We start from the raw sequence: 25088 nt of genomic DNA, 5'->3' as shown, positions 1-25088 counted from the left end.
TGGCTGAGGGCTGACGGCTGATTTATGATGTTCGGTCGCCATGAGCATGAAACAGATCGCTGATTGGGCCCTGAACACGGCAACGCAGCGCGGCGCCACCTACTGCGACCTGCGCGTCGTGGACGAGCGCCACCGCCTGCTGGCCACCAAGAACGGCGCGGTCGGCCACGCCTCGGAGAGCGAGTCCCTGGGCGTCGGCATCCGCGTCATCGTCAATGGCTCCTGGGGCTTCGCTGCCACGGAGGAACTCACCAGGGACGGAGTGGAAGCTGCTGCCGCCCAGGCGGTCGAGATCGCGCGCGCCTCGGCCGGGGTCAAGGAGCACGATGTGCGCCTCGCCCCGGAGAAAGCGGCTGTGGTCGAATGGAGTTCGCCCTGCCGCATCGATCCCTTCTCCACCTCCATCGCGCAGAACATCGACCTGCTGCTGCGCGTAGACAAGGAACTCCGCGCCGTCGAAGGCGTGACCCTCGCCGAGACCAACCTGCACTTCCGCCGCTGCGAGCAGTGGTTCTATTCGTCCGAAGGTTCCGACATCCACCAGACCCGCACCACCACCGGCGCCGGATTCACGGCCTACAGCTTCCAGGGGACCGAGATCCAGAAGCGCTCGTTTCCCAATTCCTTCGGCGGCCAGTACCAGAACAAGGGATACGAGCTGATCGACGAGCTCAAGCTGGTGGAGAACGCGCGCCGCATCGCCGAAGAGTGTGTCTCGCTGCACAAAGCCGACCAATGTCCGGAAGGGAAGTTCGACATCATCCTCGACTCCTCGCAGCTCGGTCTTCAGATCCACGAATCCATCGGTCACCCCATCGAGCTCGACCGTGTGCTCGGCATGGAGGCAAACTTTGCCGGCATGTCGTTCCTCACGCTGGAGAAGCTCAGGAAACTCCGTTACGGCAGCGACATTGTCAACGTCGTCGCCGATGCCACCGAGCACCACGGCCCCGGCCTTGGCACCTTTGCCTACGACGACGAGGGCGTTCCGGCGCAGTGCACGCCGATCATCAAAGACGGCCTCTTCACCGGCTACCTCTCGTCGCGCGAGACCGCGCACTCCATCGGCGAGAACCGCTCCAACGGGACCATGCGCGCCGAAGGATGGAACCGCATCCCCATCATCCGCATGACCAACGTCAGCATCCTGCCGGGCGAGAAGCCACTCACCTTCGAGCAGCTCATCGCCGGGACCGATCACGGCATCCTCATGCAAACCAACCGCTCCTGGTCGATCGACGACAAGCGCTACAACTTCCAGTTCGGCACCGAGATCGGATGGGAGATCAAGGGAGGCAAGCTGGGCCGCATGCTCAAGAACCCGTCGTACTCCGGCATCACCACCGAGTTCTGGGCCTCCATGGACGCCATCTGCTCGCGCGACCAGTGGACGCTCTGGGGCACGCCCAACTGCGGCAAGGGCCAGCCCATGCAGACCATGGGCACCGGCCACGGCGCGAGTCCGGCGCGTTTCAAGAATGTGACCGTGGGAACAGCATACAAAGGCTCATAGCTGAATGCTTAACGAAGAACGCGCCAACGACATTTTCGAGATAGTGAGCCGAGCCTCAGAAGCCGATGAGATCGAGGTCCTGATCGCCGGCGGACATCACGCACTCACCCGCTTCGCCAACAACACCATCCACCAGAACGTTGCGGACGAGAACTACGTCGTTTCCGTTCGCACTGTGATCGGCAAGAAGACCGCGCGCGCGACGACCAACAAGCTCGATCCCGAGTCGCTGCGGCGCGCCGTCCGGTCCGCCGAAGCCATCACCGAGGTCCAGCAGCCGGACCCCGACCTGCTGCCCATGGCCGAGCCCGAACCCGACCGCCCCGACGAGCGCACGCCCAACCGCTGGTTTCCGGAGACCGCCGCCATCACGCCGCAGGACCGCGCCGCCGCCGTCGCCAACATCGTGGACGTGGCCAAGCGCAACCAGCTGGTCACAGCCGGGATTTACTCCTCATCGCGCAGTGTGGAGGCCATCTTCAATTCCCGCGGCCTGGAGACCTTCCATCGCCAGACCTCGTCGGAGATTTCCATTACGATGCTCGCCGAGGACTCCTCCGGCTGGCAGAAGGCGAACTCCCCCGACGTGCGCAACCTCAACCCCGGCGCGCTGGCTGAAACCGCGGCGCGCAAGGCCCGCGACTCGGCCCATCCCAGGGAACTCGCCCCCGGCAAGTACACCGTCATCCTCGAGCCCGCCGCCGTCCTCGATCTGGTCGGGTTCATGTTCTATGACTTCGGCGGGCTGGCCGTCCTCGACCAGCGCTCGTTCCTTAACAACCGCGTGGGCGCTCGCCTCTTCGGCGAAAACGTCAGCATCTGGGACGACGCCTACCACCCGCTCCAGTCCGGGCCGGCGTTCGACGGCGAAGGTGTCCGCCGCCAGCGCGTCCAGCTTGTCGATCGTGGGACCATCAAGAGCCTGGTGTACGCGCGCGGTACCGCCGAAAAAATGAAGCAGTCCGAGTACGCCGCGAAGGTCGGCGACATCCGTCCCACCGGCCACGGCCTGCCCCTGCCCAACGAGATTGGCGAAGTTCCGCTCAACATCGTCTTTGACGCTGGCCCCGAGGCCCAGCGCCGGACCGTGGACCAGATGATCGCCTCCACCGAGCGCGCCATCCTGGTCACCCGCCTCTGGTACATCCGCGAGGTGGATCCCTACGAGAAGATCCTCACCGGCATGACCCGCGACGGCACCTTCCTGGTGGAGAACGGCAAGATCCAGGGCGGCGTGCGCAACTTCCGCTTTAATCAGAGCCTGATCGCCATGCTCTCGGGCGTGGAAGCCTTGGGTACGCCGGTACGGGCCAGCGGGGAAGAGTCCTTCGACATGGTCGTTCCGCCCATGAAGGTGCGCGACTTCAACTTCACCGAGGTCACTAAGTTTTAGGTCGCAGGATGCAGACGGCGGGATGCAGCTCCCGCCCGCTGGCTCCTGCTGGCCTACCTCCTGCCCCCTGCTTCCTGCCCCCCAGCCTCCTGCTATCTGCCCGCTCTCCCTTGCTATCCGCATCCTGAAGTAACCTCCGCCCCGCCCGCCAGGTCATCTCCCCTCCTATGACCTTCGTTACCTCGTATCTCGCACAAAACGCTTCATTTCCCTCCCAAACCGGGTGTATAAGCTAGCTGCCATGCAAAATTCCGAGCAGACGGATGAACTGCGCAGTTCTGTCCGCTTCCCGATCAAGTTGCCGGTAGCCATTACGACCGAAGCCAAGCAGGAACACCACGCGGAGACGGAGAACATCTCCGCCGGCGGCGTTCTGTTCACCGTGGACGCCGATATGGCCCCAGGCTCGCGAATCGAGTTTGCCATCGCCATGCCCGCCACCGTGCTGGGGACCGCTTCCGATGTGATGGTAAAGTGTGTGGGTCGAGTGGTGCGATGCGCGGAGGAGGGCAACCGCAGAGCCGTCGCCGCCGTTATCGACGAGTATCGTTTCGACCGCAATTAAACGCACGATCAGCAATACATGGGTAGTGCGACTCCCAAACCCGGCAGCCCTCCCGCCAAAGCTACAAATGAGGGAAAGTCCGGCTCAGCGCCGGTCCTGAAGGTGTTGCTGGCCGACAGCCAGGCCATCTACCGCGTCGGCATCCGCAAGATCTTCGCCCTGGAGGACGAGCTGCGCGTGGTCGCCCAGGCCGAGACCCTCGGCCAGACCCTGGCCGCCGCCCAAAAGTTCTCGCCCGACGTGATCCTGTTCGAATCCGGCATCTGCCCCAATCCCGCAGAGGCCGTGGGCGAAGTCTCCAAACGCGCTCCCAACGCCCGCATCGTGGTCATCGCCGAGTCCATGGACGAGGAAGCCACCATCGAGTATTTCCGCCGCGGCGTTCGCGGTATCGTGCCCCGCTCCATCTCCCCCGACCTGCTGGTGCGCTGCGTGCGCAAGGTGGCCGAGGGCGAGACCTGGCTCGACAACCAGGGCATCAACTGGGTCATGGAGGCCTACCGCTCGCAGGCCTCGCAGCTCACGTCACCACGCCACAAGACGAAGCTGACCGACAAGGAGCTGCTCATCGTGTCCTGCGTCACCCAGGGGATGAAGAACAAGGAGATCGCCAGCGAGATCGGGACCACCGAGCAGGTGGTGAAGAACTACCTGCGCAAGGTGTACGACAAGCTGGGCGTCTCCGATCGCCTTGAGCTGGCGCTGTACTGCATCCACCACCGTATCCTCGCCGGCGGCAAGGGCTCCGACCAGACCGATGCCAGCGCCGCCGCCGCTGCCGCCGCCGCCCAAGCCCAGCAACAGAAAGCCTAGCTTTCACCGCCGAGATCGCCGAGAACGCCGAGAATCTTTTTGTGTCATCCCGAGCGAGGGCTTCGGCCCGAGTCGAGAGCCTGCCCTGAGCGAAGCCGAAGCGACCCCTACTATCTCCCCGCTGGCTCCGGGGTGGGACGAGACACGGATTCATTCACTCCGCCCTGGCCGGTTCTATAATTCCCGTGGGCGGTGGGCGGTCCATCCGCCCGTCGTTTTTGCATCCCGTAACTGGCCCCGGAATCCAATAGTTTGATCCGCAAGGAGGAAGTCGTGGCCAGCCCTGCAAGTCCGTTTCCCCTGCCGCCGACCCCTGGGATCTTCCAGCAACGCCGGGTCGAAGCCCTGGTCTCGTTGCAGAAGGCAGCGCAACAAATCACTTCCATCCTCGAGCTCGACGAGCTCCTCGACACCATCGTTGATCGCGTCGCCGTGGATTTTGGCTGCATCGAGTCCACCGTCGTCCTCATCGACGGCGATGAATTCCAACTCGCCGCTGTGCATGGCTGCACCCAGTCGAAGAAAGGCGAGCGCTGGCCCGTTACGCAAGGTTTATCAGGCCACGTGGTTGCGACCGGCGCGCCCTACTACGCGCCCGATGTCTCGCAGGAGCTGCTTTATCGCGCCTGCGAGCCCGATACCCAGTCTGAGGTCATCATCCCCCTGAAGGTGCGCGACCGGATCATCGGTGTGTTTGGCGCGTCGCACCACGAGTTGGACGCGTTTCCCCGCGCCCAGATCGAGATCCTGAAGGCCCTGGCCGGCCACATCGCCGTGGCCGTCGACAACGCCCAACGGATCCAGCGTGAGCGGAACCAGACGCACCAACTCCGGCAGGAGCAGGACGAAGCCAGCCGCATCCAGCGCAACCTGCTCCCGCGCGCGGCGCCCTCGCTCCCCGGTTTTCTACTGGAGGCGGAGTGCGTCTCCGCGGGAGCGGTGGGCGGCGACTGGTACGACTACATCCCGCTGGCCGATGGGCGCTGGGGCATCGTGCTCGCCGACGTTTCCGGCAAAGGCTTGCCCGCGGCGTTGCTGATGTCATCGGTCCGCAGCATCGTGCGCTCGCTGGCGCCGCTGGCCGGCGGCCCCGCCGAGATGCTGGCGCGGGTCAATCAGATGCTGCTCGACGACGTCGCCACCGGCCGCTACGTCACCATGATCTACGGGGTACTCGATCCGGCGCGCCGCACACTCACCTTCGCCAGCGCCGGGCATCCCTGGCCGTTCCTTTGCCACGGAACGGAAGTGCGCCCGCTGCACACCGACGCTGGCCTGCCGCTCGGCCTGTTTCCCTGCGCGTTCACCGAGCACACCGTGAAGTTCTGTCACGATTTCCGCCTGCTGTTCTACACCGACGGCATCTCCGAAGCGCTGAACCGCGAGGAGCAGGAGTTCGGCCACGCACGCCTCGCGGAATTCGTGGCGACGCACGATTGCAACGTCACCCGCCTGATGCAAGCCGTTCAGGACTTTCGGGGCAAATGCGCGCTGGAGGACGATGCTACGGTGATCCTGCTGCGCAGCGCGTGATCTTTTCACCGCCGAGCACGCCGAGAGCGCCGAGAGCGTTTGAGTCATCCCGAGCGAGGGCTTTAGCCCAAGTCGAGGGACCCCTACCTCCTCCCAGATCTCCAGGTCCGGACACCCCCTACCCCCTGGGGTCATCAGTTCAAACAAAGGAGTTACGTCCTGATATCAAGGGGATCAGGAGAGGCGCTCCGGATTTCGACCCCCTCCCCCCTCCCTCGATATGTCGAAGTAAAGGACTTAGCGACATATTTGTCGCTAAGTCATTTCATTGCAGCGGCAGTTCCGCAAAATATGTCGGGTAAAGGAGTTAGTGATTGCGTCCGGCACGGATCTTTCTTGTCAATGAACTAGCGCTGTAGAGGGCAGCGCGGCGGGCGCGAGACCCGCTACATCGAGCATAGCAAATCGGGTCGGCACGGCCGTGCGGGGCGGTTCCGTAGATGCCGTGGGATCAAGGGGTTGCAGGCGAGAAAAAATAGTTCTTGACTATTACTGAGAGCTATAGATTGTGGAGCTTTGGGTGAAGAAAGGCTCAACACAAAGGGCACAAAGGATCACGAAGGCGCACGAAGGAGTTTGCCCGCCCTAGCCAAAACCGGGCTAGGACGGGGCACCCGGCCTTAAGTTTCGTGTCCAAACAGGAACCGTGAACGTAAAACAGTCTCATTCTTGGAGCAAATTCTTTCCTACCTACCATGTCCGTGAAGGACGATTGTGAACCTGCCACGCTCATCAGTTTCCAAGGTGACTTCGTTCAGAGGCCAGCTAATCGGCTGCTGCTCGGCGTTCCCAAATCGTAGGATCACGTTGTCATCATTACAATCGACCACGAATACAGTAGAGGGGTTCGATTGACGCGAGCCGTTTAGCTGCCCGACTGTCTGCCCCTGATACTCAAGAATGCGAGCTTTCTTCCTTGCATTTTCTAAGTTAGGTTTGCCGTCCAGTATCCACGCCTCATGGCGGTCTTTCAACGCTTGAACGATCTCTATCGTGTACAGGTTTTCGTCACTGTCGATTGTCTTGTGGCACGGGCGGCACACCCAGATGCCGTTACCTATGTGTCCGCGTTCTTCGTCCGTCATTGAAGCGATGTACCTCGCTTCTCCATGCCGTGCGGCACGTATGTGGGCGGCTTCTCCAAGTGTGACTGATTTATCGAGATGGGAGTGGGACTGGCTGGTCGTCTTCTTGCAGCGTGAACACATCTCTCCCGCACGCTGACGCAGCGTTCTGATGTCCTTGTCCTTGAATTCGGGTGCTTTTGCCGTGCTTCATAATACTTAGAATCACGGGAAACCCCCAAGGGATTGATTTGGAAAACGCTGCGCTACACTCCCCGAACCGAAGACCCGGTTGGTATAATTTCACTTGCCTAAAAACTCTGATTGTTGCCTACAAATTAAGGATTTTATCGTGCTTGTTAGGCAAAGCCGGGGGCAGGGGGGTACAAATCTGGAGCGGCGCTTCCTCTGCTATCCTTATCCGCCCTTCAATTCCTAGCGAAAGGATGCTGCCCGTGAAAGGCGATTCCAAAGTCATCGCGATGCTGAACGAGGCGCTCAAGGCCGAGCTGACGGCCATCAACCAGTACTTCCTCCACGCCGAGATGCTGGAGAACTGGAAGTACGAGCGGCTGGCCAAGCACACCCGCAAGGAATCCATCGAGGAGATGAAGCACGCCGAGAAGCTGATGGAGCGCATCCTCTACCTCGACGGCACGCCCAACATGAGCGACTACTTCAGGATCAACATCGGGCAGAACGTCGAGTCGCAGTTCAAGAACGATGTGAAGCTGGAGTACGACGCGGTCAAGCGCCTCAACGAGTTCATCGTCGAGTGCGACCGGCTCAAGGACGGCGGCTCGCGCGAGCTCTTCGAGCACATCCTGGTGGACGAGGAAGAGCACATCGACTGGCTCGAGGCCCAACTCCACGCCATCGACGAGATGGGCATCGAGAACTACCTCGCCCAGCAACTGCACAAGGACGATTAGCTGGCAGGAGGCAGGATGCAGGACCTGCCTCCCGCCGCCCTCATCCTGCCTCCTGTTAGAATAAACAACGAGCTCACCCGGGCTCGCCTGCCTGGTTACGTCTCACCGGAGAGATGGCCGAGTGGCTGAAGGCGCACGCTTGGAAAGCGTGTATACGGGAAACCGTATCGAGGGTTCGAATCCCTCTCTCTCCGCCAGCATTTTGCCCGCCCCGAGGTCCTTCGTCGCTGCGCTCCTCAGGGTTTCGCCAGCGGGCTCCCGCGCTTCGCGCTCACGCCCGCTGAGGGGCTCAAGTTCGAATCCCTCTCTCTCCGCCAGCATTTTGGAAGGTGCGAGGTCCTTCGCCTCGCTGCTCGAGGCTCAGGATTTCGCCTGCCGGCTCGGACGCCGGCAAGACGGCTCAAATTTCGCCAGCGGGCTCCCGCGCTGCGCGCTCACGCCCGCGGAGCGGCTCAAGTTCGAATCCCTCTCTCTCCGCCATACATCTGTTCCCACACAGTCCTCGTTCCGGATTGGTACATGTACCAACGAACTCACCAAAGTAGTGGCAACCTTGCAGTGCCTGGAGTGTTCTAAGGATAATGCCTCGACATTCGGCGACACGCCCCCTTGCGTCCTGCGAGGAAGAGAGAATCGACACAGCTATGAGAAGAACGTCAGGATATTGGGTATTGTTTGCGAGCCTTCTGCTGGCCGCCTCGACGGCGCTGGCGCAGGGCTACAATCGGATCCCCACCACGATCGACGAGGCGCGCACGGCGCTTCGCGGGAACGTGCATCCTCTCGCACAGGCGAGATTCGACACCGGCAAAGTGGCGGGATCGTTCCCCCTCCAGCGCATCACGCTGTTCTTCAATCGAACGGCGGCGCAGGAGGCCGACCTCGACAATCTCCTGCGCGAACAGATGGACCCTTCCTCGCCGAACTATCACAAGTGGCTGACGCCGGAGCAGTATGCCGACCGTTTTGGGGCGAGCGAAGGCGATCTCGCCAGGACGGCCGACTGGCTGCAAGCGCAGGGGTTCACCATCGTCGAAAAGGCGCGAGGACGGCAGTACATCGCCTTCAGCGGGACTGCCGCGCAGGTGCAGGCGGCGTTCGGCACCGAGATCCACAACTACGTAGTGAACGGGGAGGCGCACTTCGCCAACGCGGCAGAGCCGTCGCTCCCCCACGCTCTGACAAATGTGGTGCTGGGCATACGCGGCCTGCACGATTTCCGGCCGAAGCCGCGAGGTATCCGCAGTGCGCAGCCGAGGTTCACTTCCAGCATCAGCGGCAGCCATTACCTGACGCCCGACGATTTCGCGACCATCTACCACCTGAAGCCGTTGTACGACGCCGGCATCGATGGGACAGGACAATGGCTGGCGGTCATGGGACAGACAGCCATCCCGCTAAGCGATATCGCTACCTTCCGCAGTTTGTCCGGGCTGTCCGCGAATCCGCCATTCGTGCAGCAGATCCCTGGAGCCAATACCGGGATCTCGACAAGCGACATCGGAGAAGCGGACCTGGACGTGGAGTGGGCCGGCGCGGTGGCGCGCAATGCCACCGTCATCTACGTCAACGCGGGCACAGCAGCTAACATGAGCGTGTTCGATTCGCTGACCTATACGGTCAATTTCCCGATCTCCCCGAACGGTCAACCGGCACAGTTTGTCCCGGTGATCAGCATCAGCTATGGCCTTTGTGAGAATTCGACTACGCCCAACGGTTGGCCCATTGCCGAGCTCAATTCCATAAACACTGTTTTGCAGCAGGCGAATCTGCAAGGCCAGACGGTGGTCGGCCCCGGCGGCGATACCGGCGCCGCCGATTGCGAAGATCCTACCGCTCCGACAGCTATCCATGGACTAGCGGTGGATTTCCCTGCCAGCAGCCCCTATGTCACGGGAGTCGGAGGGACGCAGTTCAATGAGGGTGCCAACGCATCCCAATTTTGGAGCACGGCGAATAACAGCTCGAACGGCTCAGCCCTCTCCTACATCCCGGAACTGGTGTGGAACGAGACCGTCGCTGCGGGCAGCCTCGCAGCGGGAGGCGGCGGCGCCAGTGCCATCTTCCCGAAGCCACCCTGGCAGACTGCGCTCACCCCCGCCGACGGCGCGCGCGACGTGCCTGACATTTCCTTAGCCGCAGCGTTCATCCACGACGGCTACCTGATCTGTGCCAGTCAGCAAACTCCCGCGGATTGCACGAACGGGTTCCGCGACTCGGGTACCTTTCTGGACGCGATTGGCGGGACCTCCGCCGGTACACCTAGTTTCGCGGGCATGGTCGCGCTGTTGAACCAGGCACTGAAGAATCAGGGACAGCCTACCCCCGTCGGGAACGTGAATCCGCTCCTGTACGGGCTTGTCGTAGCCGGCTCGACAGATGCGTTCCATGACATTACCGCCGTGGACAACAAGGTTCCATGCCAGTCCGGATCGCCGGGCTGTCCCAGCGGCGTGCCGATCGGCTTCACGGCGGGGCTCGGATACGACCTGGCCAGCGGGCTTGGCTCGGTGGATGCCTACAACCTGATCACGGAATTGAGCACGGGCACCACCAGCACGCCGGCGCCGCCGGACTTCACGATCAGCAGCACGACGCAGAGCCTCACTGTGACCCACGGAACCTCGCAGCCGGTGATGGTTTCGCTCCAGGGGATGAATGGCTTCAACGGGACTATCACGTTCAGTTGCATCGTGCCGACGTCTCTGGCAGGCGTGACCTGTACGCCGCCGAGTGCGATGTCGCCTCCCGGAAACCCCTCCTTCATGATCACGGCGTCCGCCACGGCGAAGCTCGCACCGCGACCCGGTGCTTCGCCGACGTTCTTTGCCTGGACTGGAGGGGGAACGGCCCTAATAGCCGGCTTCCTGCTCGTGGGCAGAGATGACAGGAAGCGCTGGAGCACGAAGAAGAAGACTGCGCTGGCGGCCACGTTCATCGCCATGCTGCTGCTGGTGGCCATGCTGGCAGGATGCGGCGGCAGCAGCGGATCGAACGTGACGCCTCCGCCCCCACCTCCACCGCCGGTACCGGAGTCGGGGACGATCGTCCTCCAGGGCAAGAGTAATGCAGACATCCACATCGTGCCCGTCACGGTGAACGTGAACTGATAGCAATCATTCGCAGAGCACGGCGCCTCCGTTGACGTTCAGCACCTCGCCGGTGATGTGTCGCGGCCGATGCCGCGGGACCCGCCGGTCACGACCGCCACCCGGTAGTGCAGCAGGTCCCTGGGGACGCGAATCTCCTGTTCAGTCACCTGTTCCATTACGCAGCTCCTTGGTGAGGGTATGCGCCGCCACGGCGCCCCTCGGCTGGACGTCGAGCGCCTTAAGCAGAATGGGCTCGAGCAGGTGCGCGTCGGCGAGGAACCCATCGTGGCCGTGTCCGCTGTCGATCTCGGCGTAATCGCATGTCGCGCCCGCGCCGCGGATGCGCTGGGAGAGCGACCACACGTCGGTGGCAGGGAAAAGCCAGTCGGTGCTGATGCCGACCAGGGTGGTGCGGGCACGGATGCGCCCGAACGCCGCCTGGTCGGAAGTGTAGCCGCGCACCGGGTCGAAGGTGTCCATGGCCTTCGAGATCACCAGGTAGGAGTTGGCGTCAAAGCGGGCGACCATCTTCGCACCCTGGTGATCGAGGTAGCCGGCGACGTCGAAACGGGCGTCGAGAGAGCGGTAGGGGTCCTCGTGCGGGTTGGGGCGCCGCGCGTGCCGCTCGTCAAACAGGGTCGCCGACTTATAGGTGCACATGGCGATGGCGCGGGCCAGCCCCAGGCCGGACGCGGGCTGGCGGGCGTATCGCCCGTCCTCCCAGCCGGGATCGAGGCGGATCGCCTGGCGCTGGAGGTGGTTGAAGGCCAGTCCCATGGCGCTGAGCGGCGCCGCGCCGATGGCGATACATCGTTCCACGCGCTCCGGGAAATCGATCGCCCACTGCAGCGCCTGCATCCCGCCGATGGAGGCGCCGATCACGGCGTACAGCTTGTGGATGCCGAGAGTTTCCAGCGCCGAAGCCTGCGCGCGCACGATGTCAGCGATGGTCACGGGAGGGAACTCGGGTCCATACGCCCGGTCGGTGGCCGGATCGACCGAAGTCGGCCCGGTCGAACCGTAACACGAGCCAACGATGTTGAAGCAGACGGAGGCGAAGCGGTCGAGAGGCGCGCGGGGTGCGTAGAGCTGCGGCCACCACTCGGCCGCGCGCGCCGAGCCGGAGAGCGCGTGGCACACCAGCACCACGGGTAGCCGCGCCGGATCGCCGTACACGGCGTAGTGGAGAGTGACCGAGGGCAACTGCGCCCCGCAGTCGAGCACAAACGGCTGCTCGCGCAGGGTGACGTCGCCCTCGAAGGTCGGTTGCAGCGCAGCCATGACTAGTCTCCGGCGGCGGCCAGCGGCGCCGCGCGCTTGCCTGTGGCCTGCTCCAGCGCCTGGTCGAGGTCTTCGAGGATGTCGCGCACGTCCTCGAGGCCGACCGACAGGCGGACCAGCTCCGGAGTGACGCCGGTGGACCGCTGCTCTTCATCGGAGAGCTGCTGGTGGGTGGTCGAAGCCGGGTGGATGACCAGCGACTTGGCGTCCCCGATGTTGGCCAGCAGGCTGAAGAGCTTGAGTGAGTTGATGAACTTGCGCCCGGCTTCGTATCCGCCGCGGATGCCAAAGGTCAGCAGCGCGCCCGCGCCGTCGGCCAGGTACTTCTTGGCGCGCTGGAAATGCGGGCTCGACCACAGGCCGGGATAGTTGATCCACTCCACCGCCGGGTGCTGGCCGAGGAAACGCGCCACCGCCAGCGCATTCTCGGAATGGCGCTGCAGGCGGACGTGCAAAGTCTCGGTGCCTTGCAGGAACAGGAACGAGTTGAACGGCGAGAGGCAGGCGCCGGTATCCCGCAGCCCCTGCACCCGGGCTTTGATGATGAACGCCAGCGGGCCGAAGGCTTCGGTGAACGACACACCGTGATACGAAGGATCGGGCTCGACGAAGCCGGGGAAGCGGCCGGAAGCTTTCCAGTCGAACTTGCCGCTGTCCACGATGACGCCGCCGATGGAGGTGCCGTGTCCGCCGATGAACTTGGTGGCGGAGTGGACCACGATGTCTGCGCCCCACTCGATGGGGCGGCAGAGCGCGGGGGAAACGCTGGTGTTGTCGATGACGAGCGGCAGCCCGTGCTCGTGGGCGATGGCAGCCAGGCGCTCGATGTCCACGACGTCGAGCTTGGGGTTGCCGATGGTCTCCGTGTACACGGCCTTGGTGCGCTCGTTGATGGCGGCGCGCAGGCCGTCGAAGTCCTCGGGGTCGACGAAGCGAACGGTGATGCCGAGCCGGGGCAGGGTGTAGTGGAACAGGTTGTAAGTGCCGCCGTAGAGCGAGGTGGTGGAGACGATCTCGTCACCCGCACCGGCGAGGGTGAGGATGGTGAGGGTCTCGGCAGCTTGTCCTGACGCCACGGCCAGCGCCGCCGCGCCGCCTTCGAGCGCCGCGATGCGCTTCTCGAAGACGTCGGTGGTCGGGTTCATGATGCGGGTGTAGATGTTGCCGAACTCCTTCAGCGCGAACAGGCGCGCCGCGTGGTCGGCATCATCGAAGGTGTAGGAAGTGGTCTGGTAGATAGGTACAGCGCGCGACCTGGTGGTGGGGTCGGGCTGCTGCCCGCCGTGGATCGCCAGTGTCGCCAGCCGGTACCCGTTGTTGCCATTGTTGGTTGACATGTCTTCTCCTCTCGTTATTTCCGCGCAAAAAGGAAACGGCCCACGATCCTTGTGATCGTGGGCCGCTCGGGACTTGTTTGCCTTATCGGCTAGTTACTTCGTTCCCTGGACGGTACCCACAGACCACGGCCGCAAATGCACATGCAAATGCACATGGCCATGGTGGAGTTGTGGGCGTCCAAAGACATGGCAAGGATTATACCGATTTGGGAATGGGTGTCAACAATCTTGTGACCCTAGAGTGCCGCCGCCAGTCCTTGTTGGCAATGACTAGTCGAGTGAACCCGCTACTGTGGTCGTACAATGGGTCAGCCGGAGAGAGCCATGCCGGAACAATCGCTGCCCACGTGCGAGTTTTACGCCGATAACCTCAAGGTCAAGATGGATATGGTGTTCCCGGCCGAGGTCACCCGGCTTTCCGAGGTGATCGACGGCTTCATGAAGATCGTGACGGCGATGAAATGCGCCTGCGGGCACGAACAGGACGTCGAGCTGGCCATGCGGGAGGCGCTGACCAACGCCATCATCCATGGCGCCGCGGGCGATCCCGCGCGCAAGGTGGAATGTTGCGTGGCTTGCGACGACGTGCACGGGATGCTGGTGGTAGTGCGCGATCCCGGGCAGGGCTTCGATCCCGACAGCCTGCCCAACCCGTGCGTGGGCGAGAATGTTTATTCGGAGCACGGCCGCGGCGTCTTTCTCATCAATCAGCTCATGGACCACGTGGAGTACAAGCGCGGCGGGACCGAGATCCACATGCGCAAGTTCCCCGTGCCGGCGACCGTGAAAAACTGCGGACAGTAGCTCGCGGATTCGTTACCCGGCCTCAGCTTTCGGAATTGACCACCTTCCCCGTTCCACCCTACCCGCCAACCCGGATTTTGCGGCCCCAGCCGCGCTTCACAGTCCCGAGAACTTTCTGAATGCGATTCTTCCTGGATCCCTGCCGGCGGGAGCAATTCCTCTGTCCGCGCGCCTCCTGTTTCGGTACGATGGGATTCGAGTGCGGCCAGTGCCGTGATTTTTATCTTGACACGATAGTCATCGGTTCTCACAATCCGGTCACTTTATGCAAGTGGGGGTTTAGTTCTCCGGGCCCAACACCAAGGACATGGGTGTCAGATCCACGAGAGGCGGAACATGAATCTCGCGCAGAGAAGGACCTTGTGGGCAGCGGTACTGACGCTTGCCTTTTCCATTGCAGCGCTGCTTGCGGGCTGCAACACGACCACCGGCTCTTTCGTCAGCAAAGGCTTCGCCGGTAGTCTTCCCAACCCGCCCGCACCGACCCAGGTGAACGACTACACGGGAACGGCCACTCCTGGAGACATTTGGACCGTGCACATCGATCACACCGGCAACACTTTCAGCGCGCAGGACAAGACCGCTGGCACGCCGACGGTGAATGGCACCTTTGTGAACGCCGGGGGATTCCTGAAATTCAGCGTCAACGCTGTGCCTTCGGGTTATGCGCTGGAGATCCTGAGCCGGGCCGTGCTGGCCCGCCCGGGCGACGACACGAATGATCTCATCGCGCTGATCCAGACGCCGACTGGCACCTGCCTCAACATCAGCGGGACCGTCGGCTTCGAATTCGTGACCGTCCCCAGCTCGAGTTGGGCGGTGGGGAGCGACGTGGCATTCGGCAGCGTCCAGGCAAGCACCAACGGAAACATCTGGAATTTCTCCAGCCTGACGCAGGCAACGTTGGGGGGCACTCCCAAGGATGTAGGAGCAGCGCTCTCGCCCGGCAACTGCAGCAACTCCGTCATTACCATCCCGCCGAGCCCGACGATCCAGAACACGGTCACCGTCGGAGTCGGCCCATCGGGGATATTTGCAGCGGACGAAGGTCCGGGAGGTCAGGGAGAGGCTGGCGTGATCGAGCCCTCCGGCCCACTCAACACAGGTAGCGTCGTCGCCGGGAATTACCTCGGCTTCCTGTATGAGCCGGGTGCGGCGGCGAGGAGCCAGATGGCCGGCTTCGGTGGCGGGGCGGGAACGAGCATGACGGGGGGCACCTTTCCGAATGACGACCCGACCCAGGCGCACGCTACCAACATGACCATCAACCTGGGGACTCAGGACAGCGTTAGCAATGGTTTGTACAAGGCGGCAAGCGTGACCATCGGGGCCAATCCTTCATTTCCCGCGGTCGCCGTGGTGGGCAATCCAGAAAACAAGTTCGTCATCTTTCTGCTCGCCCAGGACACCGTGAACAACCACCCCATGGCGATCTACCTCTTCCAGCAGTGAGCGGCGGCGCGCGATCGGCCCGTCCGATCGCGCCGCCCTCTTCAATCTCCCCGCCCAAGCCAGACCGCACCACCGGTTTGCTCGTCACAGCGCCATGTGGTGCCCATCACTGCTGAAAGTCCGGCAATCCGGAGAATAGTCGTGAGGGACTCACATGGCTCTTACTAACTCCAAGACTGGCAAGAAGATACGGGATTACACCATCAGCGAACTGGTGGAGAACGCAAACCTCATGCGCGGCTATGACCTGGTGGCGCTCGCGGCCGCGGGTTCAGGCCACGCCGGGGGCACGCTGTCCATCATGGACATCGCCGCCGCCCTGTACCTCAAGGTGGCCGATCACGATCCACAGAACCCCGATTGGGAGGACCGCGACCGCATCATCTGGTCCACCGGGCACAAGGCGCCGAGCCTGTACCTCGGCCTGGCGTTTGCCGGCTACTTTCCGAAAGAGGATGTGGTCACGTTGCGCAAACTGTATTCCCCCTTCCAGGGGCATCCGCACTGGGTGAAGCTGCCGGGCGTGGAGGCCTCGACCGGATCGCTGGGTCAGGGACTGAGCATCGCCGTGGGGATCGCGCTGGCCGCCAAGCTGAACGACAGGAAGCACACCACCTTCTGCATCATGGGCGACGGCGAGCAGCAGGAAGGACAGATCTGGGAAGCGGCCATGGAGGCCGGGCACTACAAGCTCAACAATCTGGTCGGCATCATCGACTGCAATCGGCTGCAGATCGACGGGTTCGTGTCGGACGTGATGAGCATCGATCCCCTGGCGGCCAAGTACAAGGCGTTCAACTGGGATGTCACCCGCATCAACGGGCACGACATGGCGCAGGTGGTGGAGGCGCTGGAGCAGGGCAAACGGCAAACCGAACGGCCGTTGCTGATCATTGCCGACACGGTAAAGGGCAAGGGCGTCAGCTTCTGCGAGAACATCGCGGGCTGGCACGGCAAGGCGCCGAACCAGGACGAGATGGTCAAGGGACTGACCGAGCTCGGGCTGCTGGAAGAAGTCCCGTACAAGGAATTGCTGGAAAAAGCCAAGGCGTACCAGGTGGAGGTGGAAAAAAAGCTGAGCGCTAAGATGCCCAAGTTCCGCCGCAACTACTGGTGGAACGCCGACTCGAAGATGAAGGCGGATATGAAGCCGACGCGGCTGGGCTTCGGCCAGTCGCTGGCGGCGAATGGAGGCGACGAGCGCGTGGTGGCGCTGGGGCTGGACATCTCCGGATCCATCACCATCAGCGAGTTCTACGCCAACAATCCCGAGCGCAAGAAGAGATGGCTCTCGATGGGCATCGCCGAGCAGTCGGCGACTGGGGTAGCGGCCGGATTGGCTAGGGAAGGGAAGCTGCCGGTCTTCGGTACCTACGCGACCTTCGCCGCCTCGCGCAACCTCGACCAAGTGCGCACGTCCGTCTGCTACGGAAACTTCAATGTCTTGGTAGCGGGAGCGCACGGCGGCGTATCGGTGGGGCCGGACGGGGCCACGCACCAGGCGCTGGAGGATATTTTTGCCATGCAGGGCCTGCCCAACATGGTGGTCTGCGTGCCCTGCGATGTCGTGGAGACGCGCAAGGCGACCGACTACCTGCTGCTGAAGCACGTGGGGCCGAAGTACTTGCGCTTTGCGCGCGAGGCCACGCCCATCGTGACCACCGATAAAACACCGTTCGTGTTCGGCAAGGCCAACGTCATCCGCCTGCGGCGGGAAGCGGAAAAATTCATCGACGCCTTCGAAACGGTGCTCGCCGCCGACTACGACAACGAGCACGAGGACCTCGCCATCATCGCCTGCGGTCCCATGGTGCCGGAAGCCATGCGGGCCGCCTACATCCTGAAGCAGGACTTCGGCTATGAGACGCGTGTCGTGAACCTGCACACGCTGAAGCCGATCGACGTCGCCGCCATCCTGCGCGCGGGAAGGGAGACGGGCGTGGTGGTCACGGCCGAAGAGCACCAGATCGGTGCGCTGGCCTGGCGCGTCAGCAGCGTGCTCACCGAGAGCGAAGAGCTTTACGGCGTGCCCCTGATCACCGGCGCCATCGGGGTGAAGGACCGCTTCGGGGACAGCGGCGCGCCCTGGGAACTGATCAAGGAGTTCGAAGTGAGCGCCGAGCACATCGCGCAGAAGGCGGTGTCGCTGATGGAGGTCAAGAAGAAGGGCCTGCGCGACCAGCGCGCCCTGGCCACGGCGAGCCGCTAAGGCTAGACTATTGAAGCGGGCCGGTGGCAGGAACTGCAGCCGGCCTTTTTCTTTCTGCGAAGTCACCGGCGTCTGTGAGCCGGGTCACTGCTTTTTTCCCGCGGGCACGCTCAGTGTGAGCGCGCTACGGGCGCACGGTCTTTCCCACCCCGCAATCTTACCGGATGCGCGCCCGTGCAGGAGGCTCTGATGCGACCCGTCTACATGATCTCCGGGGGCCTGACCAAGTTCACCAAGGCCGAGCCGCGGAAATCGTTCCGCAGCATGGTCAAGGAAGCCTTCGATTACGCTAGGCACGACTGCCCGCGGCTGAAGCGCGACCGCATTGACGGCACGGTGGTCAGCTATTTCAGCGATCACTTCACCCGCCAGCTCATGGCCGGGATCATGGCTGTGGACACCTGCGGCCTGGTGCCCAAGCCCACCATCCGGGTCGAGGGCGGCGGCGCGACCGGCGGGTTGTGCTTCCAGGAGGCCTGGCGGCACGTGGCTTCCGGCTGGATGGACTGCGTGGTGGCCATGGGCTTCGAGACCATGTCCCATGTCAACACCTGGAAGGGCAACGAGTTCATCGCCTTGGCCAGCGACACCAACTTCGATTACCCGGTCGGCGGCTTCTACAGCGGCTACTACGCCATGATGGTGGTGCGGCACATGCACGAGTTCGGCACCACCGTGGAGCAGATGGCCAAGGTGAGCGTGAAGAACCACCGCAACGCGCTGTACAACAAGTGGGCGCAACACCATTACGACATCACGGTGGAGGACGTGCGCCGTTCGCCCATGGTGGCGTACCCGCTGACCATGCTCGACATCTGCACCATGTCAGACGGGGCAGCGGTGGCCATCCTGGCCAGCGAAAAGGTGGCGGAAAAGTACTGCGAAAACCCGGTGAAGATCCTGGGCGTGGGGCAGGGCTCTGACGCCATGCGCATGGCCGACCGTCCGCATGGCGAGGTGCCGCTGCTCAAGCACGAAGACCCGCGCTGGTATAAAGACTTGAAGTATCCCGGTGTGCACAGTTTCCGGGCCGGGCGCATGGCCTCCAAGATGGCCTATGAAAAGGCCGGTATCGATGACCCGCGCGAGGAACTGGACTTCGTCGAACTGCACGATGCGTACACCTCCAGCGAGATCCAGACCTATGAGGACATGGGGCTGTGCCGCTATGGCGAGGGCGGCAAATACATTGATGCGGGCCACCCCGAACTGACCGGCGCGCTGCCGGTGAACCCCTCGGGCGGGCTGATCGCTTGCGGACATCCCGTGGGCGCCACCGGCCTGATGCAGGCGGTGTTCGCGTTCTGGCAGCTGCAGGGCTCGATCGCCAAGCACAACGACGGCGACGCCACCATCCAGGTGAAGCAGAAGCGGGGCCGCGACCGGCGCAAGCTGCGGGGCGCCATTCACAGCCACGCCGGTACCGGAACCTACGTCACGGTCAGCATCATGGAAAGCACCAGCAGCCCAGTCCCGTTCCAGGGCGATTAGGAGGAAATCATGGCCAAAGCAGCATCTGTGCGCAAAAAGACCACGCCAATCGTGGCCGGGGCAGCTCCCAAACCGCAGCGCGTCCGCGGCCCCAAGCCGGTCTACGACAAGGTGCGGCTGCCGGAGAGCGACCAGGGCGCGGTCGTCTTCCGCACCGATCCCCTGGTCGTCAAGGACCATTACGAGATCGATTACATCCACAGCTATGCCGAGGACTCGCCCTTCTTCACCGGGCTGGCGCAAGGCAAGCTGATGGCCAGCGAGTGCACCAAGTGCCACTACCGTTTCGCCACGCCGCGCGCGTCCTGCATGGAATGTGGCGGGCGCACGCGCTGGATCGAGCTACCCCTCCAAGGCCGCGTGCACACCTGGACGACGTGCCACTTCGGGTCGGAGGCTTTTCTGAAGGAGACACCGTTCAACCTTGCATTGATCGAGTTTGAGGGGGTGAACACCCTGTTCCTGAGCCGCGTCATCGGCGTGGGGCAGGAGGGAATGAAGGTCGGCATGCCGGTGAAAGCCAAGTTTCGGCGGCTGGCTCAATTCAAGCCCACCGACGTCTACTTCGTGCCAAGTGAGAAGGCGTGAGTGCTTAGTGAGGGGGCGCAGGCAGTGTAGAAACAAGCCGGCGCCCCGCCCAATCACGTCAAGCTAGGGCGGTAAAGTCCTTTCCACTCCCAACAACGTCTGTTTTCCACAGGTTAGCGACGCCAAGCTCATCATCCCGAGGGGGCTCCCGGAGGGGCGTGCACCACGGCAGTAAACGCAACCCCTTGGGGTTCCGCGGGCAGGGCAGCACAAGGAATCGCGGTTTCCCCAAGGTCTCCCCATACCCGCACCTAACCTCCAAAATTCCTATTGACAGTCAACCATTTAGGCGTAGGATGTGGTCCAAAGTGGTTAGAAGTGGTAATACAAGTTCGTCGGTGGGTAGCGGTGCCAACAAGTGGTGACAGTCGCTTGATGGACAAGAAAAGCCCCAAAAACGACGCCAACGAACCCCAGATGAACGAACTCGTGACCGCTTTTACCTCCCTGGCTGCGGCAGTAGCAGCGGGAATCAGATCGAGGGGCCCAAGGCCCACGACACATGTTTCGCGGCAATCATCCAACTCGCGTCGACGAAAAGGGGCGGCTCAAGATCCCCGCGGAATTCAAGCGCGTGTTGGACGAGAAGTATGCCGGCGCCGAATTTTACATCACCAGCCTGGATGGGAAGGTTGCTCAAGTGTATCCGTTCGAAGAGTGGCAGCGCATCGAGGAGAAGCTGGCGCGCCTGTCGAACTTCAACCCGACCAAGAAAAAGCTTTTGCAGCGGACAAATTATTTCGGGCAGGTGGTGGAGATGGACGGCCAAGGGCGCGTCCTGATGCCGGCGCTGTTGCGGGAAGCGGCCGACCTGAAAGGCGAGGTCGCGGTGCTGGGCAACCTGACGTACCTGGAAGTTCGCAACATGGAGCAGTTCCGCAAGGAGATGGCAGAGAACCCGTTCACGGCTGAGGATGAAAAGACTCTCGACGAACTGGGCATCTAGTGGCGGACGAGGATTCTGGGGAATTCAACCACGCCCCACGGGGCGGACATGGCGAGAACGAAAGCAGTGGCCATGTTTCGGTTCTTTTACAAGAAGCGATCGATTTCCTGGCCGTAAAGCGCGGCGGGACCTATATCGACGCGACACTGGGCGCTGGCGGGCACAGTTACGAAATCGCAAGACGCCTCGGCGCACAGGGTCATTTGATTGGCTTCGATAAGGACACCGCGGCGCTGGAGATCGCCCGCAAGCGTTTGAGCCAGCCTCCCCCGCATTTTGAGGGGAACTGGCCCGAGGTCACGCTGGTGCACGCCTCCTTCGCGGAGGTGAGCGAGCGCGTCGCGCCGAAGTCGGCAGACGGGCTGCTGGCCGACCTGGGGCTCAGCTCTTTCCAGTTGGCCGACGCGCAGCGGGGATTCAGTTTTCAGGCGGAAGGACCGCTCGACATGCGCATGGACCCGCGCGGCGAGCGTACCGCCGATCAAGTGGTAAATCGGATGGACGAGCGCGAGCTCGCCGATCTGATTTACGAATTCGGTGAGGAAAGGAGGTCGCGGAGAATCGCCAGAGCCATTGTCCGGTCGCGGCCGATACGAACTACCGCTCATCTCGCGCAAGTTATATCGGCCGCGGCCCGGCCAATGAATCCGGCCGATCGCCGCATCCATCCCGCGACTCGAACTTTCCAAGCGATCCGAATTCACGTGAACCGAGAGCTGGAAGACCTGGAGGCGCTGCTGGCAAGCGCGCCCCGGGTCCTCAGGCCGGGAGGAAGGCTGGTCCTGATCAGCTTCCACTCGCTGGAAGACAGGAAAGTCAAGGACAGCCTGCGCGAAGGCGCAAAACAGGGTTTGTACCGGCTGCTGACCAAAAAGCCGGTGACGGCCACGGAAGAGGAGATCGATCGCAATCCTCGCAGCAGGAGCGCGAAATTACGGGCGGCAGAAAGGCTGTAGCCCACGGATTTGTAAGGCGCTGTGAAACAAGCTGTGAGAAATGTGGATTTCAGTTGAAGGTTTCGGGGCGGCGCTGCCTCTCTCCTGATACGGGCGAAGCAGTTCACCAAACCTTCCCAATAAGAGCGCGCCGTCCCGAAAGAATTTCGCTGGACCTGGTCTGGGTAGGGCCGGAGGTGAGCGATGTACACAGGAAGAGTGATCGAAGAGTTGATGGAGAGCGTGGAACGCGCGGAGCAGCATGCGCACATGATGCGTGCAGGTGAGGCGGACGTCATCAAGGTGGACGTCCACCAGAGCCGCGACACGTTCATCTACAACTTCTCGTACAACCAGGGACTCGTAGGTGTGGCCTAGATGGCGGCCGGAGCGTGGACTTCGCCGGCGGTGGGACGGCGCCCCTGTGCGCCGGAGATCTACATCGCCAAGCACATCGACAACTCGCGGCTCGTGAAGGTGACCGACCACGAGCGCAACCGCGAGATGGGGATGTTCACCGTGGCGCTGGTGGTGCTGTTCGCGCTGGTGATCGGCTACGCCTGGCAGCATTTCAGCGCCATCGAGTACGGCTACCGCATCGAGGCGCTGCGGGCGCAACGAGACGGAGTGGCGGAACTGAACCGTGCGCTGCGGCTTGAGGAAGCCTCGCTGCGCGATCCCGAGCGCATCGACGCCCTGGCCCAGCAGATGGGTCTGGTGGCGCCGCAGGCCGGGCAGATCCTGCGTATGGATTCGGGCGACGACCGCGACCCCGGCGGTCCGGTGATGGCGCGCGTTTCCGTGGTGATGCCGACGGTCCAGTACTAGAAGTTTGGACGGGGTAAGATACCGGCCGGCGCTTGAACCAGGGTCCCGGCCGGGAGCAGTCCAAATCGTGGCGGCCCGCCCGTCGGGCCGCCATGCCATCTGATCGTCAGACGAGGAAATGCCAGCGAACAGCGCGGCCATCGCAACCCGGCGTCTCTATGTCCTCGCAGGGATCCTTATTGTCTGGCTCATCGCCATCGGCTTCCGTCTCGTCTACCTCCAGGTCCTGCACTACGGCGATTTTGCGCAGCAGGCGCGGCGGCAGCAGCAGCGCTCCATCGAAGTCGCGCCCAAGCGCGGCATCATCTACGACCGCAACGGCCACGAGCTGGCCATGTCGGTGCAGGTCGACTCGATCTTCGCCGTGCCCTCGGAGATCCCCGATCAGCAGAGTACGGCGGCGATCCTTGCCAGGGTGCTGAAGCTCGATGCCGACGACATCCTGGCGCGCATGAAGTCCTCGCGCGCCTTCAGTTGGATCGCGCGCAAGGTGGACGCCCAGGACAGCGAGCGCGTGCGGGCACTGAATCTCAAAGGTATTTACTTCCAGAAGGAGTCCAAGCGCTTCTATCCCAAGCGCGAGCTGGCGGCACAGGCGCTCGGCTACGTTGGCCTCGACGACGAAGGCCTGGGCGGGCTGGAGCGCGAGTACGACGATCAGCTGCACGGGCGGCCGGGGAAGATGCTCATTTCCGTGGACGCCAAGCGCCGCTGGTTCGGGCGCGTGGAGCGCCAGCCCGACAGCGGCAAGAACCTCGTCCTCACCATCGACGAAAAGATCCAGTACATCGCGGAGCGCGAACTGGAGCGCGCCATGCGGGAGACCCGGGCCGAAGGTGCGACCATCATCGTGCAGAACCCGCACACCGGGGAGGTGCTGGCGCTGGCCAACCGGCCGACCTTCAATCCCAACGTCTTCGGAAAGGTGCCGGCGCAGGCGCTGAAGAACCGCGCGGTATCGGACGTGTACGAGCCCGGTTCGACCTTCAAGATCGTGACCATCGCCGCGGCACTGGAAGAGAAGGTCACTCGCCCCGAGGAGATGATCGATTGCCAGGAGGGCGCGATCCAGATCGGCGGCCTGCGCATCCGCGACCATGAGAAGTTCGGTATGCTCAGCGTTTCCGACATCGTGACGCACTCCAGCGACGTAGGCGCCATCAAGGTGGGCCTGCGGCTGGGTGATGAGCGCTTCGACCACTACATCCGCGCCTTCGGCTTCGGCTCGCAGAGCGGGATCGAGCTGCCGGGCGAGACCCGGGGCCTGGCCAAGCCGGTCAGCCGTTGGTCGAAAGTCTCGATCGGCGCCATCTCCATGGGGCAGGAGATCGGGATCTCCGCAGTGCAGCTTGCGGCGATGGTCTCCACCATCGCCAACGACGGGCTCTACACGCCGCCGCGGATCGTGGCCGGCAGCACGCCGTCGAATGCGCCGCTGCAGCGCGTCGCCTTCCACGTCCCCAAGCAACGCCGCGTGATCTCGCCCCTCACCGCGGTCGAGATGAAAAAGATGCTGGAGAGCGTGGTGCTGCACGGCACCGGCCGCAAGGCGCTGCTCGACGGTTACACCTCGGCGGGCAAGACCGGCACCGCGCAGAAGGTTGATCCTGCGACCGGGGCGTATTCGAAGTCGAAGTACATCGGCTCATTTGCGGGGTTTGCGCCGGTCAACGAACCGGCGATCACGGTGGTGGTGATCATCGATTCGGCGCAGGGGCTGCACCAGGGCGGACAGGTGGCCGCGCCGGTGTGGACGCGGGTGACGCAGCAGGTGCTCGCCTACCTGAATGTCCCGCAGGACGCCGACGCAAGGAATTCGCCGCAGCGGCGCATGCTGCTGGCGAAGGTCAAGGACGAAGACCTGGACGAGAGCTCGCCGGACCGGCTGGGCGGCGGCGCGGAGATCGTGGACGCGGAAGCAGCTCCGACGCCGGAGGTCAAGGTCCCGGCCAAAGTGCCGAGCCCGGAGGTCGCGGCTACTGCGAAGGTCTTGAACGTGGCCCTGAAGACGCGCTCACCGGCGCCATCCGGACCTGCTCCGCCATTGACCGCGCCTGCCGGCCCGCCGATGCAGACATCCGGGACGGTCGTCGTGGACACCGAGGGCGGCGTGATCGTGCCGTCGCTGCTGGGGAAGGGAGTGCGCAGCGCGCTGGAGATCGCGCAGCAGACGGGGATCGAGATCGACGTGGTGGGCAATGGCATCGCGCGCGAACAGATGCCGCCGCCCGGCAGCCGCATCCCGGCCGGCGGACACGTGGCCGTCAGATTCTCGCGATGAATCGCGCCGGAACAGCCGATTTCCTCATCCC

20 protein-coding genes and 1 tRNA gene are annotated in these 25088 nt (G+C 63.2%); 18 read left to right on the top strand and 3 right to left on the bottom strand.

The features are described 5' to 3' along the window. Positions 1 to 46: 46 nt before the first annotated feature. The 5 genes from LAN37_01990 to LAN37_01970 all read left to right on the top strand — a co-directional run bounded on the left by LAN37_01990 (position 47) and on the right by LAN37_01970 (position 5817). Positions 47 to 1513: a TldD/PmbA family protein gene (locus LAN37_01990; GenBank protein ID MBZ5645975.1), complete on the top strand. Its 1467-nt coding sequence runs from the start codon at positions 47 to 49 to the stop codon at positions 1511 to 1513. Between the two features lie 4 nt (positions 1514 to 1517). Continuing rightward, the gene (locus LAN37_01985) at positions 1518 to 2906 is read left to right on the top strand and encodes a TldD/PmbA family protein (protein MBZ5645974.1); all 1389 of its coding nucleotides are present in this window, start codon (positions 1518 to 1520) and stop codon (positions 2904 to 2906) included. A 241-nt stretch (positions 2907 to 3147) separates the two neighbouring features. After that, the gene (locus LAN37_01980; GenBank protein ID MBZ5645973.1) at positions 3148 to 3471 is read left to right on the top strand and encodes a PilZ domain-containing protein; all 324 of its coding nucleotides are present in this window, start codon (positions 3148 to 3150) and stop codon (positions 3469 to 3471) included. Between the two features lie 18 nt (positions 3472 to 3489). Then, positions 3490 to 4284 (top strand): response regulator transcription factor, encoded by a 795-nt coding sequence (locus tag LAN37_01975; protein ID MBZ5645972.1) that lies wholly within the window; start codon positions 3490 to 3492, stop codon positions 4282 to 4284. Between the two features lie 273 nt (positions 4285 to 4557). After that, positions 4558 to 5817, top strand: a complete 1260-nt coding sequence (locus LAN37_01970; GenBank protein MBZ5645971.1) for a SpoIIE family protein phosphatase — start codon at positions 4558 to 4560, stop codon at positions 5815 to 5817. Between the two features lie 686 nt (positions 5818 to 6503). Here LAN37_01970 and LAN37_01965 read toward each other — a convergent pair. Then, positions 6504 to 6902 carry a hypothetical protein gene (locus tag LAN37_01965; GenBank protein MBZ5645970.1) on the bottom strand — a complete coding sequence of 133 codons (399 nt, stop codon included), beginning with the start codon at positions 6900 to 6902 and terminating at the stop codon, positions 6504 to 6506. 434 nt (positions 6903 to 7336) lie between these two features. On the opposite strand from LAN37_01965, the gene bfr reads away from it, so the two are divergent. The 3 genes from bfr (at position 7337) to LAN37_01950 (ending at position 10923) form a co-directional block, all read left to right on the top strand. Continuing rightward, the gene (gene bfr / locus LAN37_01960; GenBank protein ID MBZ5645969.1) at positions 7337 to 7813 is read left to right on the top strand and encodes a bacterioferritin; all 477 of its coding nucleotides are present in this window, start codon (positions 7337 to 7339) and stop codon (positions 7811 to 7813) included. 107 nt (positions 7814 to 7920) lie between these two features. Further along, positions 7921 to 8010: transfer RNA gene (locus LAN37_01955), tRNA-Ser, on the top strand. Between the two features lie 474 nt (positions 8011 to 8484). Then, positions 8485 to 10923 (top strand): S53 family peptidase, encoded by a 2439-nt coding sequence (locus tag LAN37_01950; GenBank protein MBZ5645968.1) that lies wholly within the window; start codon positions 8485 to 8487, stop codon positions 10921 to 10923. Positions 10924 to 11064: 141 nt separating this feature from the next. Here LAN37_01950 and LAN37_01945 read toward each other — a convergent pair whose 3' ends face one another. Beyond that, positions 11065 to 12186 carry a homoserine O-acetyltransferase gene (locus LAN37_01945; protein MBZ5645967.1) on the bottom strand — a complete coding sequence of 374 codons (1122 nt, stop codon included), beginning with the start codon at positions 12184 to 12186 and terminating at the stop codon, positions 11065 to 11067. Positions 12187 to 12188: 2 nt separating this feature from the next. Further along, positions 12189 to 13523 (bottom strand): homocysteine synthase, encoded by a 1335-nt coding sequence (locus LAN37_01940; GenBank protein MBZ5645966.1) that lies wholly within the window; start codon positions 13521 to 13523, stop codon positions 12189 to 12191. A 324-nt stretch (positions 13524 to 13847) separates the two neighbouring features. On the opposite strand from LAN37_01940, the gene LAN37_01935 reads away from it, so the two are divergent. The 10 genes from LAN37_01935 to LAN37_01890 all read left to right on the top strand — a co-directional run bounded on the left by LAN37_01935 (position 13848) and on the right by LAN37_01890 (position 25057). Further along, the gene (locus LAN37_01935) at positions 13848 to 14327 is read left to right on the top strand and encodes an ATP-binding protein (GenBank protein ID MBZ5645965.1); all 480 of its coding nucleotides are present in this window, start codon (positions 13848 to 13850) and stop codon (positions 14325 to 14327) included. Between the two features lie 336 nt (positions 14328 to 14663). Next, positions 14664 to 15779: a hypothetical protein gene (locus tag LAN37_01930; GenBank protein ID MBZ5645964.1), complete on the top strand. Its 1116-nt coding sequence runs from the start codon at positions 14664 to 14666 to the stop codon at positions 15777 to 15779. Positions 15780 to 15933: 154 nt separating this feature from the next. Then, entirely contained in the window at positions 15934 to 17988 is a 2055-nt protein-coding gene (locus tag LAN37_01925; protein MBZ5645963.1) for a transketolase, read from the top strand. A 189-nt stretch (positions 17989 to 18177) separates the two neighbouring features. Next, positions 18178 to 19479: a thiolase domain-containing protein gene (locus tag LAN37_01920; protein ID MBZ5645962.1), complete on the top strand. Its 1302-nt coding sequence runs from the start codon at positions 18178 to 18180 to the stop codon at positions 19477 to 19479. Between the two features lie 9 nt (positions 19480 to 19488). Next, positions 19489 to 20067: a Zn-ribbon domain-containing OB-fold protein gene (locus tag LAN37_01915; protein MBZ5645961.1), complete on the top strand. Its 579-nt coding sequence runs from the start codon at positions 19489 to 19491 to the stop codon at positions 20065 to 20067. Positions 20068 to 20569: 502 nt separating this feature from the next. Continuing rightward, a complete protein-coding gene (locus tag LAN37_01910) occupies positions 20570 to 21013 on the top strand; it encodes a division/cell wall cluster transcriptional repressor MraZ (protein MBZ5645960.1) in 444 nt (147 codons plus the stop codon). Continuing rightward, the gene (gene rsmH / locus LAN37_01905; protein MBZ5645959.1) at positions 21013 to 21969 is read left to right on the top strand and encodes a 16S rRNA (cytosine(1402)-N(4))-methyltransferase RsmH; all 957 of its coding nucleotides are present in this window, start codon (positions 21013 to 21015) and stop codon (positions 21967 to 21969) included. Before LAN37_01910 ends, rsmH begins: the two co-directional genes overlap by 1 nt. Before the next feature lie 183 nt (positions 21970 to 22152). Then, positions 22153 to 22326 carry a hypothetical protein gene (locus tag LAN37_01900; protein ID MBZ5645958.1) on the top strand — a complete coding sequence of 58 codons (174 nt, stop codon included), beginning with the start codon at positions 22153 to 22155 and terminating at the stop codon, positions 22324 to 22326. Beyond that, entirely contained in the window at positions 22327 to 22776 is a 450-nt protein-coding gene (locus LAN37_01895; protein MBZ5645957.1) for a cell division protein FtsL, read from the top strand. Between the two features lie 118 nt (positions 22777 to 22894). Then, the gene (locus LAN37_01890; GenBank protein ID MBZ5645956.1) at positions 22895 to 25057 is read left to right on the top strand and encodes a transpeptidase family protein; all 2163 of its coding nucleotides are present in this window, start codon (positions 22895 to 22897) and stop codon (positions 25055 to 25057) included. The last annotated feature ends 31 nt before the right edge of the window (positions 25058 to 25088 follow it).

It is taken from the genome of Terriglobia bacterium (assembly GCA_020073495.1).
Classification (GTDB): Bacteria; Acidobacteriota; Terriglobia; order Terriglobales; family Acidobacteriaceae; genus JAIQFD01.
This window is presented reverse-complemented; position numbering and strand designations above follow the sequence as displayed.